The following is a 13,754-nucleotide window of genomic DNA, read 5'->3' as shown; positions in this document are numbered from 1 at the left end:
TCTTGCGGGCAGCCGAGCGCCGTTCACCCCCGCGCCGAAACCATCGCCCTCGCCGTATCCAGCATCCGATTGGAAAACCCCCACTCGTTGTCGTACCAGGCCATCACCTTCACCAGCCGCGCATTCACCCGCGTATGGCTGGCATCGAAGATGGCCGAGCGAGGATCGTGATTGAAGTCCACCGAGACCAGCGGCAGGCGATTGAAGCCGAGGATCGGCGAAAGCTCGCTGGCACGCTCCATCAGCTCGTTGACTTCCTGCGCGCTGGTATCGCGGCCGACCTGCACCGTGAGGTCCACCAGCGAGACGTTAATAACGGGAACCCGCACCGCCAGCCCCGTCAGCTTGCCGGCCAGTTCCGGCAGCACCAGGCCTACCGCTTCGGCGGCGCCGGTCCTGGTCGGGATCATCGATTGGGTCGCCGAGCGCGCCCGGTAGGGGTCGCTGTGGTAGACGTCGGAGAGGCTCTGGTCGTTGGTGTAGGCGTGGATGGTGGTCATCAGCCCGTGCTCGATGCCCAGTTCGCGGTGCAGCACCTGGGCCACCGGCGCCAGGCAGTTGGTCGTGCAGGAGGCGTTGGAGACGATCTGGTGTTCGGCGCGCAGGATGCCTTCGTTGACGCCGAAGACCACCGTGGCGTCGACGCCCTGGCCCGGCGCCGAGATCAGCACCTGGCGCGCCCCGGCCTGCAGGTGCGCGGCAGCCTTGTCGCGGGAGGTGAAGTGGCCGGTGCATTCGAGCACGATATCCACCGCCAGCGCCTTCCACGGCAGCTGCGCCGGATCGCGGATGGCCGTGACGGCAATCACGTCGCCCTCTACCCTGAGACTTTCGGCGTCATGCTCGACCTGGCCGGGAAAACGCCCATGCACGCTGTCGAACTGCAGCAGATGAGCGTTGATCGCGGCGTCACCGAGGTCGTTGATCGCCACCACTTGCAGGTGCTGGCGATAGCCGCCCGAGTAGAGCGCGCGGAGTACGTTCCGACCGATGCGGCCAAATCCGTTGATTGCCAGGCGTATAGTCATTGAGGTCGTCTCTTTTCTTTTGTTGTGGTAAAAACCATTAAATTTCCACGCCGTTGAAAAGTAAACGCCTTGGAATAAACAATTATGTTGTAAAAACAACAACTGATAGTCTGTAGGAGAATGCTGCCATGCACCCCCGTGTGCTTGAAGTCACCCAGCGTATCCAGGCCCGCAGCGCGGCCACGCGACAGCGCTACCTCGACCTGGTCAAGGCTGCCGCCACCAAGGGCCCGCACCGCGGCACGCTGCCCTGCGGCAACCTCGCCCATGGCGTTGCGGCCTGTGGTGATTCCGACAAACAGGCGCTGCGGCTGATGAACCAGGCCAACGTCGCCATCGTCTCCGCCTACAACGACATGCTCTCCGCGCACCAGCCGCTGGAGCGCTTCCCCGAGCTGATCAAGGACGCCCTGCGACAGATCGGTTCGGTCGGCCAGTTCGCCGGCGGCGTGCCGGCCATGTGCGATGGCGTGACCCAGGGCGAGCCGGGCATGGAACTGTCCCTGGCCAGCCGCGACGTGATCGCCATGGGCACCGCCATCGCTCTGTCGCACAACATGTTCGATGCCGCGCTGTGCCTGGGTGTGTGCGACAAGATCGTCCCCGGCCTGCTGATCGGCTCGCTGCGCTTCGGCCATCTGCCGGTGGTGTTCGTGCCCGCCGGCCCCATGCCTACCGGTATCTCCAACAAGGAGAAGGCCGCAGTGCGCCAGTTGTTCGCCGAAGGCAAGGCCACCCGCGAGGAGCTGCTGGCTTCGGAAATGGCCTCCTACCACGCGCCGGGCACCTGCACCTTCTATGGCACCGCCAACACCAACCAGTTGCTGGTGGAAGTGATGGGCCTGCACCTGCCGGGCGCTTCCTTCGTCAACCCGAACACCCCGCTGCGCGACGAGCTGACCCGCGAAGCCGCTCGCCAGGCTGCGCGCCTGACGCCGGAGAACGGCCAGTTCGTGCCCATGGCGGAGATCGTCGACGAGAAGGCCATGGTCAACTCGGTGGTGGCGCTGCTGGCCACCGGCGGCTCGACCAACCACACCCTGCACCTGCTCGCCATCGCCCAGGCGGCCGGCATCCAGCTGACCTGGCAGGACATGGCCGACCTCTCCGAGATCGTGCCGACCCTGGCGCGCATCTATCCCAACGGCCAGGCCGACATCAACCACTTCCAGGCGGCGGGCGGCATGTCCTTCCTGATCCGCCAGTTGCTCGACGGCGGCCTGCTGCACGAAGACGTGCAGACCGTGGTCGGCAAGGGCCTGCGTCGTTATATCCAGGAGCCCTTCCTCGATGGCGGCAAGCTGGTCTGGCGCGAAGGCCCGGCGGCGAGCCTGGACGAGAACATCCTGCGCCCCATCGACAAGCCGTTCTCGCCCGAGGGCGGCCTGCGCCTGATGGAGGGCAACCTGGGCCGCGGCGTGATGAAGGTCTCTGCCGTTGCGGTGGAACACCAGATCGTCGAGGCGCCGGTGCGCATCTTCCATGACCAGTCGAGCCTGGCCGCCGCCTTCAAGGCCGGCGAACTGGAGCGTGATCTGGTCGCCGTGGTGCGTTTCCAGGGCCCGCGCGCCAATGGCATGCCGGAGTTGCACAAGCTCACGCCATTCCTCGGTGTGCTGCAGGACCGCGGCTTCAAGGTCGCGCTGGTCACCGACGGGCGCATGTCCGGCGCGTCCGGCAAGGTGCCGGCGGCCATCCATGTGTCCCCGGAAGCGCTCAACGGCGGCCCGCTGGCCAAGCTGCGCGACGGCGACGTGGTACGCGTCGACGGCACGACCGGCGAACTGCGTGTGCTGGTGGATGCGGCGGAATGGGAGGCGCGTCCGCTCGTCGAGACTCCGGCCATTGATAACCTGGGCATGGGCCGCGAGCTGTTCGCCTTCATGCGCAATGCCTTCAGCCCGGCGGAGCAGGGCGCCTGCAGCTTCACGGCTGAACTGAACGGTCCGAGCTGACTGTCGCAGCGCCCCGCGCGAAGGGACTGCCTGTCCATCGCGCGGGGCGTTTTCGGCGCTGGCCTATGCTGGCATGATTCCGCGCCGCACCCTTTCACCCAACTTCCAGGCCCGAGCCCGCAATGAACTCCAACAAAGCTCACTCCGCCTCGAACGGTTTCGCCCTGGTCGGCGACATCGGTGGCACCAATGCCCGCTTCGCCCTGTGGCGCGGTGAAGTCCTCGAATCCATCGAGGTCCTGGCCTGTGCCGACTATCCGCGCCCGGAAGACGCCGTGCGCCATTACCTGCAGCGTATCGGCCAGCCGCTCTCTTCTGTCGAGAACGTCTGCCTGGCCTGTGCCGGGCCGGTCGGTGCCGGCGACTTCAAGTTCACCAACAACCACTGGGTCATCCAGCGCGATGCCTTCCGTACTGAACTGGGGCTGAGCCACCTGCTGCTGGTGAACGACTTCAGCACCATGGCCTGGGCAGCTTCGCGACTGTCGGAAGAGCATCTGGTACAGGTGCGTCCGGGCAAGGCTCTGGAGGGGCGCGCCAAGCTGATCATCGGCCCCGGCACCGGCCTGGGCGTCGGCAGCCTGATGCCGCTGCCGAACGGTGGCTGGGAAGTGCTGCCCTGCGAAGGTGGCCACGTCGACCTGCCGGTGACCTCCGAGCGCGACTTCGCCCTCTGGCAACTGCTTCGCGAGAAATATGGCCACGTCTCGGCCGAGCGCGTGCTCTCCGGCAGCGGCCTGGAAAACCTCTACCGCATGAGCTGCCAGCTCGATGGCGTGGAGCCCAAATGCGCCACTGCCGCCGAGATCGGCGAGCGCGCCATGGCCGGCGACGCCTACGCCGACGCGGTGCTGGAGCACTTCTTCCTGTGGCTGGCGCGGGTCGCCGGCAACGCCGTGCTGACGGTCGGCGCGCTGGGTGGCGTGTACATCACCGGCGGCATCGTCCCGCGCTTCCTCGAACGCTTCCAGCGCAGCGGCTTCGCCGAGGCGTTCCGCACCCGCGGCAAGACCAGCGGGCCTTATCTCGATCCGGTGCCGGTATGGGTCATGACCGCGGATCATCCGGGGCTGTTCGGCGCCGGCGTGGCCCTGGAACAGGCACTGCGCAACGAAGGCTGATTCACCGCGCCACCGTTGAAAACAACAAGAAAGGACGCCCGAAGTGAACCAGCCTGCCAAATCCATCCTGCTGGTGGACGACGACCAGGAAATCCGCGAGCTGCTGGACACCTACCTGAGCCGCGCCGGTTTCCAGGTGCGCGCCGTCGCCAACGGCGAGGACTTCCGCCGCGCGCTGTGCGATGAGGAGTCCGCCCTGGCGATCCTCGACGTGATGCTGCCCGACGAGGACGGCTTCAGCCTGTGCCGCTGGATTCGCTCGCACCAGCGCCACGCCTGCATGCCGGTGATCATGCTCACCGCCAGTTCCGACGAGGCCGACCGCGTGGTGGGCCTGGAGCTGGGTGCCGACGATTACCTCGGCAAACCCTTCAGCCCCCGCGAGTTGCTGGCGCGGATCAAGGCGCTGCTGCGTCGCGCGCAGTTCACCCAGGTGCGCGGCGGCGAGGTCATCGCTTTCGACGATTGGCGGCTGGATACCATCAGCCACCGGTTGTTCCACGAGGACGGCGAGGAGCATTTCCTCAGTGGTGCCGACTTCGCCCTGCTCAAGCTGTTCCTCGACAATCCCCGGCAGATTCTCGACCGCGACACCATCGCCAGCGCCACCCGTGGCCGCGAGGTGATGCCGCTGGAGCGCATCGTCGACATGGCCGTGTCACGCCTGCGCCAGCGTCTGCGTGACACCGAGAAACCGGCGCGGCTGATCCAGACCGTGCGCGGCAGCGGTTACCTGCTGGCCGCCCAGGTTCGCCCGCACCTCGCCGGCCATGAGTGAGCGCCGCCGCTGGGCCCTGGTACCGCGCTCGCTGCTCGGCCGCATGCTGCTGCTCACCCTGCTGGCGGTACTGCTCGCCCAGGGGCTGTCGAGCCTGTTCTGGATATCCCACCTGCGCTCCAGCCAGCGCGACGGCCTGCTCACCAGCTCGCGCAGCCTGGCCTATTCCATGGCCGCCAGTGTCAGTTACTTCCGCTCGTTGCCCATCGGCTACCGCCCGCTGGTGCTGGACCAGTTGCGCAGCATGGGCGGCACGCGCTTCTTCGTCTCGCTCAACGAGCGCCCGCTGAACCTGCGCGCGCTGCCCGACACCACCAACAAACAGGCGGTGATCGACATCGTGCAGGACGTGCTGCACCAGAAGCTGGGCAAGGACGTGGAGCTGCAGGTGGAGTTCGTCAGCCCCGACGACCTGCGGCTGTTCAATGGCGAGCTGAAGCTGGAGGAGCTGCCGCGCTCCTGGGCGCACTACGCACTGACCCTGGAACCGGTGAACCCGCCGGTGCTGGTCACGCAGATCCGCATCGGCGAGAGCGAATGGCTGTACATCGCCAGCCTGATGCCGGCGCCCTACGTGACCCTGGAACCCGAGGGCCTGCCACCGCAGCAGATCATTTCCATCGCCTTCACCAGCCTCCTGTTGCTGCTGTTCACCGGCTTGCTGGTGCACTGGCAGAGCCGCCCGCTCAAGCACCTCGCCCGCGCGGCCCGCGACATTGCCCTGGGCGGCCAGGACCAGCCGCTGGAGGAGAACGGGGCGAGCGAGCTGGTGGAAGTCTCGCGGGCCTTCAACACCATGCGCGAGCGCATCGACCGCTACGTCAACGAGCGGGGCCAGTTGTTCAGTGGTATCTCCCACGACCTGCGCACGCCGATCACCCGACTGCGCCTGCGTGCCGAGTTGCTGGACGACGAGCAGGCGCGGGACAAGTTCAGCCACGACCTCGACGAACTGGAACTGCTGGTGAAGGGCGCGCTGCAATGCGTGAAGGACACCGACATCCACGAGAACATCGAGCCGGTAGACCTCAACCAACTGCTGCAGTACATCGCCGGGCCCTACCTCGCCGATGGCCGGGTCCAGGTCATCGGCGCGGCGCGCGAGCCCTATCCCGGCAAGCCGCTGGCGCTCAAGCGCTGCATCGGCAACCTGCTGGACAACGCGTTGAAGTACGGCGAGCGCGCGCAACTGAGCATCGAGGACGATGCCGATGCCGTGGTGCTGCACGTCGACGACCAGGGCCCCGGCGTACCGGAACAGCGCCTGGAGAAGGTCTTCGAGCCGCGCTTCCGGCTCTCCGAACGCGGCCAGGGCTACGGCCTCGGGTTGGGCATCGCGCGCAATATCGCCCACACCCACGGCGGCGAGGTCAGCCTGCAGAATCGCCGCGAGGGCGGGTTGCGGGTGACGTTGCGGTTGCCGAGGTTGGAGGTGGAGTAGGGCGCCTCCAACCTCGGCAACTTTTCCAATGAACTCCCGCCCAAATGTCACCACCCCGTGACAATCGAAGATCGCTTCGTTACCCGGAGAGCGGAATGCCTTGGATAGACTCGGACCATCGCAAGCGCAGACTTGCCTCCAATAACAAGAACAAGGTGCTCCCCATGAATGCGATCCGTCGCCTGTCGGCCGCCATCTGTCTTTCCTCTTTCTGTCTCTCCCCGATGCTGGCCCACGCCGGTGAAGTCGAAGTGCTGCACTGGTGGACTTCCCCTGGCGAGAAGCGCGCCGCCGAAACCCTGAAGAAACTCGTCGAGGCCAAGGGCCACACCTGGAAGGACTTTGCCGTCGCCGGGGGCGGTGGTGAAGCCGCCATGACCGTGTTGAAGACCCGCGCCGTCTCCGGCAATCCGCCGGCCGCCGCGCAGATCAAGGGGCCGGACATCCAGGAATGGGGCGAACTCGGTCTGCTCGCCGACCTCAACGATGTCGCTGCCGAAGGCAAGTGGGACCAACTGCTGCCGCCGCAGGTGGCGCAGATCATGAAGTACAAGGGCGACTACGTGGCCGTGCCGGTCAACGTGCACCGGGTCAACTGGCTGTACATCAACCCGGAAGTCTTCAAGAAGGCCGGCGCCACGCCGCCGACCACCCTGGACGAGCTCTTCGCCGCCGCTGACAAGCTCAAGGCTGCCGGCTTCACGGCGCTCGCCCACGGTAGCCAGCCCTGGCAGGACGGCACGCTGTTCGAGAACCTGGTGTTGAGCAAGATGGGCCCCGAAGGCTACCGCAAGGCCTTCGTCGAGCAGGACAAGGCGACGCTGACCGGCGCACAGATGGCCGACGTCTTCGCCGCGCTGAAGAAGCTGCACAGCTACGTTGACGCCGACGCTGCCGGCCGCGAATGGAACGTCGCTACCGGCATGGTGATCAACGGCAAGGCCGGCATGCAGATCATGGGCGACTGGGCCAAGAGCGAGTTCACTGCCGCCGGCAAGGTGGCGGGCAAGGACTACCAGTGCCTGCCGTTCCCCGGCACGCAGAAGGCTTTCGACTACAACATCGATTCCCTGGTGATGTTCAAGCTGAGCAACGCCGAGAACCGCAAGGCCCAGGAAGACCTCGCTCGCGCGGTGCTCGACCCGGCGTTCCAGAAGGACTTCAGCCTGAACAAGGGCTCGATCCCGGTGCGCCTGGACGTCGACATGACGCCCTTCGACGCCTGCGCCCAGCAGTCCATGAAGGACTTCAAGGCCGCCTCCGCCGACGGCAACCTGGTGCCGAGCATGGCCCACAGCATGGCCGCCTCCAGCTACGTGCAGGGCGCGATCTTCGACGTGGTCACCAACTTCTTCAACGACCCCGCCGCCGATCCGCAGAAGGCCGCGCAGCAACTGGGCGCCGCCATCCAGGCCGCCGCGCAGTAACGCGCTCGCCGGCTCCGTGACGGAGCCGGCTTCCTGATTCCCCAGAACGACTCCGGGCCGCCACGGCAGCCCGGGTGGGCTCACTCATCCTCGAGAAAGCAGATGGCGACCCGATCCCCGACTTTCACTCCCGCCGCCGCGCCTCGGGCTTCGCTGCTCGACGGCCTGCAGGCCTGGCTGCCGAAGCTGGTGCTGGCCCCGAGCATGCTCGTGGTGCTGGTCTGCGTGTACGGCTACATCGGCTGGACGCTGCTGCTGTCCTTTACCAATTCGCGCTTCATGCCGGCGTACAGCTGGGCGGGCCTGAGCCAGTACCTGGGCCTGTGGGACAACGACCGCTGGTGGGTGGCGAGCAAGAACCTGCTGTTGTTCGGCGGCCTGTTCATTGGCACCTGCCTGGTGCTCGGCGTCTTCCTCGCCGTGCTGCTGGACCAGCGCATCCGCCGCGAAGGCTTCATCCGCACCGTGTACCTGTACCCCATGGCACTGTCGATGATCGTCACTGGCACCGCCTGGAAGTGGCTGCTCAATCCCGGCCTGGGCCTGGACAAGCTGCTGCGCGACTGGGGCTGGACCGGCTTTCGCTTCGACTGGCTGGTGGACCCGGAACGGGTCGTCTACTGCCTGGTGATCGCCGCCGTTTGGCAGGCCTCGGGCTTCGTCATGGCGCTGTTCCTCGCCGGCCTGCGCGGGGTCGACCCGGCCATTGTGCGCGCCGCGCAGGTGGACGGTGCAAGCCTGCCGACCATCTACCTGCGCATCGTCCTGCCGAGCCTGCGCCCGGTGTTCTTCAGCGCGCTGATGATCCTCGCGCACATCGCCATCAAGAGCTTCGACCTGGTCGCCGCGATGACCGCCGGTGGCCCCGGCTACTCCTCCGACCTGCCGGCGATGTTCATGTATGCCCACACCTTCACCCGCGGCCAGATGGGCCTCGGCGCGGCCAGCGCGATGCTGATGCTGGGCGCCGTGCTGGCCATCGTCGTGCCGTACCTGTACTCCGAACTGCGGGGCAAGCGCCATGCATGACTCGACCCTGAAACCGTCGTTCAGCCTGACCCGCCTGGCGGTGCACGCGACCCTCTGGGGCGCCGTGGCGCTGTATGTGATCCCGCTGCTGGTGATGCTGCTGACCAGCTTCAAGTCGCCCGAGGACATCCGCACCAGCAACCTGCTGGCGCTGCCGGACGTGTTCACCGCGATCGGCTGGGTGAAGGCCTGGAGCGCGGTGGGCGACTACTTCTGGAACTCGGTGAAGATCACCGTGCCGGGCGTGCTGATCTCCACCTTCATCGGCGCCATGAACGGCTACGTGCTGTCGATGTGGCGCTTCCGCGGCTCGCAGCTGTTCTTCGGCGCGCTGCTGTTCGGCTGCTTCCTGCCGTTCCAGGTGATCCTCCTGCCGATGTCCTTCACCCTCGGCAAGCTCGGGCTGGCCAACACCACCACCGGCCTGGTGATGGTCCACTGCATCTACGGGCTGGCCTTCACCACGCTGTTCTTCCGCAATTACTTCGTGGCGATTCCCGATGCCCTGGTGAAGGCCGCGCGGCTGGACGGCGCCGGCTTCTTCACCATCTTCCTGCGCATCCTGATGCCCATGTCCACGCCCATCGTGATGGTCTGCCTGATCTGGCAGTTCACCCAGATCTGGAACGACTTCCTGTTCGGTGTGGTGTTCGCCAGCGGCGACGCGCAGCCCATCACCGTGGCGCTGAACAACCTGGTGAACATCAGCACCGGGGTCAAGGAATACAACGTCGACATGGCCGCCGCGATGATCGCGGCGCTGCCCACGCTGGTGGTCTACGTACTGGCTGGCAAGTACTTCGTGCGCGGGCTGACTGCCGGCGCGGTCAAAGGTTGAGGTAAGCCCAAGATGTCCACACTCGAACTGCGCAACCTGCACAAGTCCTACGGCGGCGGCCTGGCCGACACGCTGAAGTCGATCAACCTGTCGATCGGCTCGGGCGAATTCCTGATCCTGGTCGGCCCCTCCGGCTGCGGCAAATCCACCCTGATGAACTGCATCGCAGGGCTGGAGAACGTCACCGGCGGTGCGATCCTGGTCGATGGCCAGGACATCAGCGGGATGAGCCCGAAGGATCGCGACATTGCCATGGTGTTCCAGTCCTATGCGCTGTACCCGACCATGAGCGTGCGCGAGAACATCGCCTTCGGCCTGAAGATCCGCAAGCTGCCCAGGGCCGAGATCGACGCCGAAGTGGCACGGGTCTCCAAGCTGCTGCAGATCGAGCACCTGCTCGAGCGCAAGCCCTCGCAGCTCTCCGGCGGCCAGCAGCAGCGCGTGGCCATGGGCCGGGCGCTGGCGCGGCGGCCGAAGATCTACCTGTTCGACGAACCGCTGTCGAACCTCGACGCCAAGCTGCGCGTGGAGATGCGCACCGAGATCAAGCTGATGCACCAGCGCCTGAAGACCACCACGGTCTACGTGACCCACGACCAGATCGAGGCCATGACCCTGGGCGACAAGGTGGCGGTGATGAAGGACGGCATCGTCCAGCAGTTCGGCACGCCGCAGCAGATCTACAACGACCCGGCGAACCTGTTCGTTGCCAGCTTCATCGGCTCGCCGCCGATGAACTTCATTCCGCTCAAGGTGCAGCAGCAGGGCGGCCGCCTGGTCGGCCTGCTGGACAGCGGCCAGGACCGCTGCGAGCTGCCGCTGCAACTGGACGCCGGGCTGGCCGAGGGGCGCGAGCTGATCCTCGGCGTGCGCCCGGAACAGGTGCAGTTGGCCACCGATGGCGCCAACGGGCCGAGCGACCTGCGCGCCGAGGTCGAAGTCGTCGAGCCCACCGGTCCGGACACCCTGGTCTTCGTCACGCTCAACGGTGCCAAGGTCTGCTGCCGCCTCGCGCCGGACCAGTCGCCGCAACCGGGCTCGTCCCTGCAACTGCGCTTCGATCCTTCCCGTGCGCTGCTGTTCGACGCGCAGAGCGGCGAGCGCCTGCGCGCTGAGCCGCGCGGCGACGGCGCGAGCAAGGTGACGCCGCTGGCCCGACAGAAGCATTCCTGAACGGTACGACCACTGCTTGAAATCCACTGCCTGTAACTACGCTAGAAACCAAGACAACGAGGATGCTGGAGATGCACAAGAACAAGAATACCCGGCCAATCGCCCGTACCCTGGGCTGCGTGATCGCCCTGGGTGGCGCCTGCGCGGGCCACGCCCAGGCCGCTGACGCCTTTTCATCCGAGTCCCAGTGGGGCCTGGGCGACTGGGGAGGCAAGCGCACCGAGCTGCTGGAGAAGGGCTACGACTTCAAGCTCGACTACGTCGGCGAGGTCGCCAGCAACCTGGGCGGCGGCTACGACCAGCACACCACCGCACGCTACTCCGACCAGTTCGCCCTCGGCACCCACCTGGACCTGCAGAAGATCCTCGGCTGGGAAGCCACCGAGTTCCAGCTGACGGTGACCGAGCGCAGCGGTCGCAACCTCTCCAACGACCGCATCAGCGACCCGCGCGCCGGGCAGTTCAGCTCCGTGCAGGAAGTCTGGGGCCGGGGCCAGACCTGGCGCCTGACGCAGATGTGGATCAAACAGCAGTACTTCGACGGCGCACTGGACGTGAAGGTCGGCCGCTTCGGCGAGGGCGAGGACTTCAACAGCTTCCCCTGCGACTTCCAGAACCTGGCCTTCTGCGGCTCGCAGGTGGGCAACTGGGTGGGCGGCATCTGGTACAACTGGCCGGTCAGCCAGTGGGCCGCCCGTGTGAAGTGGAACTTCAACGATGAGTGGTACGCGCAGGTCGGCGCCTACAACCAGAACCCGTCGAACCTGGAAACCGGCAACGGCTTCAAGCTCAACGGCAGCGGCACCAAGGGCACCATCCTGCCGGTGGAGCTGGTGTGGATGCCAAAAGTCGGCGCCGCGCAACTGCCGGGTGAGTACCGCCTGGGCTACTACTACAGCACCGCCGAAGCCGACGACGTGTACGACGACGTCAACGGCAACCCGCAGGCGCTCACCGGCGAGCCGGCCAAGACCCACAGCGGTAAGCACGGCTGGTGGGTGGTGGCGCAGCAGCAGGTCACCGCGCACAACGGCGACGCCTCTCGCGGTCTGAGCCTGTTCGCCAACTTCACCGTGCACGACAAGGCCACCAATACCGTCGACAACTACCAGCAGCTCGGTGTCGTCTACAAAGGCCCGTTCGACGCGCGTCCCAAGGACGACATCGGCTTCGGCGTGGCGCGCATCCACGTCAACGACGACGTGCAGGATCGCCAGCGCCTGGTGAACCAGGTCAACGGCATCGACGACTACGACAACCCGCTGTACCAGCCCATCCAGGACACCGAGTACAACGCCGAGCTGTACTACGGCGTGCATGTGACCAATTGGCTCACCGTGCGCCCGAACCTGCAGTACATCCGCCATCCGGGCGGTGTGGACGAGGTGAACAACGCCGTGGTGGCCGGCCTGAAGATCCAGTCCAGCTTCTGATTGCTCCCTGGTGCGAACCTGGCCCGTCCTTGTGACGGGCCTTTTTTTGCCAGCTGAGTGGACGGCTTTGGGTAGCAGGTTCTCTGTCTGCCTCCGGAGGGCGTCAGTCAGCTTTCGTAGGGCGCATAACGCGCCAGCGTTATCCGCCGCGCTGGCCGGCGGATAACCTGTTCCAGGTTATGCGCCCTACGGTGCTGCTTTTTGCAGGAGCGAGCTTGCTCGCGAATACCCCGGGGCTCCGGTGTCAGGCGGTTCGCGAGCAAGCTCGCTCCTACAGAGGCCAGAAGCGGGCAGACCCGGAGCGGGTGAGGAACCGTTTTTCATTGGCGCAAGCGCTGCGCGTGACTAGGCTTTGCGGTTAGAATCGCGGCCTTTTCTGTAAGATGTAGTGAAACTACAGAGAATTTCACGCCCCGGAATGTCCGGGCAGGGATTGGATCAGGACATCCGGACAATGCTCGAGCATCCGCTGCAGCGTTTTTTTCATTCCATGCGGGCCAAGCGGCCCTTCGACTGGGTGCGCTTCCAGCGTCGCGACCTGCTGCTCATCGATCATCCGCAATGCCAGGCGGTATTCAGCCGCCAGGGCGCGCAACTGCTGCACTTCCAGCCGCGCGGCGCACGCCCGCTGCTGTGGTGTTCCAGCCAGTGGCCGAGCCTGAGCACGGCACCGATTCGCGGCGGTATCCCGGTCTGCTGGCCGTGGTTCGGCAGCCATCCCACCGAGGCCGACTGGCCCCAGCATGGCTGGGCGCGCCAGCGCGAGTGGCGCATGCTCGACGCCTGGGCCGACGACCAGAAGGCGGTCGTCAGTTGGCAACTGGATATCGAGGACTGGCACGTACGCCTGGAAGCGCGCCTGGGCCAGGACCTGGACATCGAACTTTCCAGCTACCACGAGGATGACAGCGACTGCCTGTTCAGCTTTGCCCTGCAGCCTTACTGGCGCGTGGGTTCGCTGCGTCGCTCGGTGGTCCACGGCATGGAACTGGACGGCAAGGCCAGCGGCCTGCCCAATACCTGGGCGCCGCGTGGCGCGGTCAAGCAGGTGCTCTACAACACCGGTTCCCTGGTGCTGGAAGATGCCGGCTGGCAGCGCCGCCTGCGCATCGACAAGAACACCAGCGCCGGCAGTGTCATCTGGCATCCGGGCAGCCGCGCGGTGGAGCAGGTGGAGCCGGGCGAGGCGGAGCGCTTCCTGTGCATTGGTGCTGCCGGCTATCGTGCGGGCGGGCTGATCCTCGCCCAGGGCGAGCGCATGCTGCTGAACTTGCGCGCCGGGCTGGTCTGACCGGCTGATTTCAACGGTTGGCTGAGCCCGCTCCTACGAAAAGCAACGGCCAGGCGAGGTGAGCGGACAGCCCCTCACCGAGGCCATCCGCAAGACGAGGGGATTACCCTCAGGACGGTTGTTGCGGAGTACCCAGCAGCGACTTGCCGGTTTTCTTCTGCCGCTTGGCCATGCGTTTTTCATGCGCGGTTTTCAGCGGCTTCTTCTTCGCTTGTTTCTTCGCGTCGAGACCTTTCACGA

General features: G+C 66.0%; 12 protein-coding genes. 10 read left to right on the top strand and 2 right to left on the bottom strand.

Annotated elements, in window-relative coordinates; all coding sequences use genetic code 11:
- Positions 1-23: 23 nt before the first annotated feature.
- Positions 24-1,028, bottom strand: coding sequence for a type I glyceraldehyde-3-phosphate dehydrogenase (gene gap, locus A6723_RS10970; protein WP_054909372.1), 1,005 nt, complete (start codon positions 1,026-1,028; stop codon positions 24-26).
- A 128-nt stretch (positions 1,029-1,156) separates the two neighbouring features.
- Here gap and edd point away from each other — a divergent pair, with 128 nt between their 5' ends.
- From edd to A6723_RS10920, 10 genes are all read left to right on the top strand, one after another.
- Complete coding sequence (edd, locus tag A6723_RS10965) at positions 1,157-2,983, top strand: phosphogluconate dehydratase (RefSeq protein ID WP_054909371.1); 1,827 nt, start codon at positions 1,157-1,159, stop codon at positions 2,981-2,983.
- A 122-nt stretch (positions 2,984-3,105) separates the two neighbouring features.
- A complete protein-coding gene (locus A6723_RS10960; protein ID WP_054909370.1) occupies positions 3,106-4,104 on the top strand; it encodes a glucokinase in 999 nt (332 codons plus the stop codon).
- A gap of 43 nt (positions 4,105-4,147) precedes the next feature.
- Positions 4,148-4,882, top strand: coding sequence for a response regulator (locus A6723_RS10955; RefSeq protein WP_054909369.1), 735 nt, complete (start codon positions 4,148-4,150; stop codon positions 4,880-4,882).
- Positions 4,875-6,323, top strand: coding sequence for an ATP-binding protein (locus A6723_RS10950; RefSeq protein WP_064979645.1), 1,449 nt, complete (start codon positions 4,875-4,877; stop codon positions 6,321-6,323). Before A6723_RS10955 ends, A6723_RS10950 begins: the two co-directional genes overlap by 8 nt.
- A gap of 164 nt (positions 6,324-6,487) precedes the next feature.
- On the top strand, positions 6,488-7,750 hold the full coding sequence (locus tag A6723_RS10945; protein WP_054909367.1) for an ABC transporter substrate-binding protein: 1,263 nt from the start codon (positions 6,488-6,490) through the stop codon (positions 7,748-7,750).
- Between the two features lie 102 nt (positions 7,751-7,852).
- Complete coding sequence (locus A6723_RS10940; protein ID WP_064979643.1) at positions 7,853-8,779, top strand: carbohydrate ABC transporter permease; 927 nt, start codon at positions 7,853-7,855, stop codon at positions 8,777-8,779.
- Complete coding sequence (locus tag A6723_RS10935; protein ID WP_054909365.1) at positions 8,772-9,617, top strand: carbohydrate ABC transporter permease; 846 nt, start codon at positions 8,772-8,774, stop codon at positions 9,615-9,617. The genes A6723_RS10940 and A6723_RS10935 overlap by 8 nt, the downstream gene beginning before the upstream one ends.
- A 12-nt stretch (positions 9,618-9,629) precedes the next feature.
- Positions 9,630-10,790 (top strand): ABC transporter ATP-binding protein, encoded by a 1,161-nt coding sequence (locus A6723_RS10930; protein ID WP_054909364.1) that lies wholly within the window; start codon positions 9,630-9,632, stop codon positions 10,788-10,790.
- Positions 10,791-10,861: 71 nt separating this feature from the next.
- Positions 10,862-12,223, top strand: a complete 1,362-nt coding sequence (locus tag A6723_RS10925; protein WP_054909397.1) for a carbohydrate porin — start codon at positions 10,862-10,864, stop codon at positions 12,221-12,223.
- Between the two features lie 454 nt (positions 12,224-12,677).
- Positions 12,678-13,514 carry a D-hexose-6-phosphate mutarotase gene (locus A6723_RS10920; RefSeq protein ID WP_024766410.1) on the top strand — a complete coding sequence of 279 codons (837 nt, stop codon included), beginning with the start codon at positions 12,678-12,680 and terminating at the stop codon, positions 13,512-13,514.
- Positions 13,515-13,623: 109 nt separating this feature from the next.
- On the opposite strand, the gene A6723_RS32400 is transcribed toward A6723_RS10920, so the two are convergent.
- Positions 13,624-13,752, bottom strand: a complete 129-nt coding sequence (locus A6723_RS32400; protein ID WP_017516671.1) for a hypothetical protein — start codon at positions 13,750-13,752, stop codon at positions 13,624-13,626.
- Between the last annotated feature and the right edge of the window lie 2 nt (positions 13,753-13,754).

This window comes from Pseudomonas sp. AU11447, from assembly GCF_001672555.2.
In the GTDB taxonomy this organism is placed as follows: Bacteria; Pseudomonadota; Gammaproteobacteria; order Pseudomonadales; family Pseudomonadaceae; genus Pseudomonas; species Pseudomonas nitroreducens.
This window is presented reverse-complemented; position numbering and strand designations above follow the sequence as displayed.

What these genes read in the sequence shown, in the direction of transcription:
- A6723_RS10940 (WP_064979643.1), top strand. Translation starts at nt 7,853, where the DNA reads ATGGCGACCCGATCCCCGACTTTCACTCCCGCCGCCGCGCCTCGGGCT.
- gap (WP_054909372.1), bottom strand. Translation starts at nt 1,028, where the DNA reads ATGACTATACGCCTGGCAATCAACGGATTTGGCCGCATCGGTCGGAAC.
- A6723_RS10950 (WP_064979645.1), top strand. Translation starts at nt 4,875, where the DNA reads ATGAGTGAGCGCCGCCGCTGGGCCCTGGTACCGCGCTCGCTGCTCGGC.
- A6723_RS10920 (WP_024766410.1), top strand. Translation starts at nt 12,678, where the DNA reads ATGCTCGAGCATCCGCTGCAGCGTTTTTTTCATTCCATGCGGGCCAAG.
- A6723_RS10925 (WP_054909397.1), top strand. Translation starts at nt 10,862, where the DNA reads ATGCACAAGAACAAGAATACCCGGCCAATCGCCCGTACCCTGGGCTGC.
- A6723_RS10930 (WP_054909364.1), top strand. Translation starts at nt 9,630, where the DNA reads ATGTCCACACTCGAACTGCGCAACCTGCACAAGTCCTACGGCGGCGGC.
- A6723_RS10960 (WP_054909370.1), top strand. Translation starts at nt 3,106, where the DNA reads ATGAACTCCAACAAAGCTCACTCCGCCTCGAACGGTTTCGCCCTGGTC.
- edd (WP_054909371.1), top strand. Translation starts at nt 1,157, where the DNA reads ATGCACCCCCGTGTGCTTGAAGTCACCCAGCGTATCCAGGCCCGCAGC.
- A6723_RS10935 (WP_054909365.1), top strand. Translation starts at nt 8,772, where the DNA reads ATGCATGACTCGACCCTGAAACCGTCGTTCAGCCTGACCCGCCTGGCG.
- A6723_RS10945 (WP_054909367.1), top strand. Translation starts at nt 6,488, where the DNA reads ATGAATGCGATCCGTCGCCTGTCGGCCGCCATCTGTCTTTCCTCTTTC.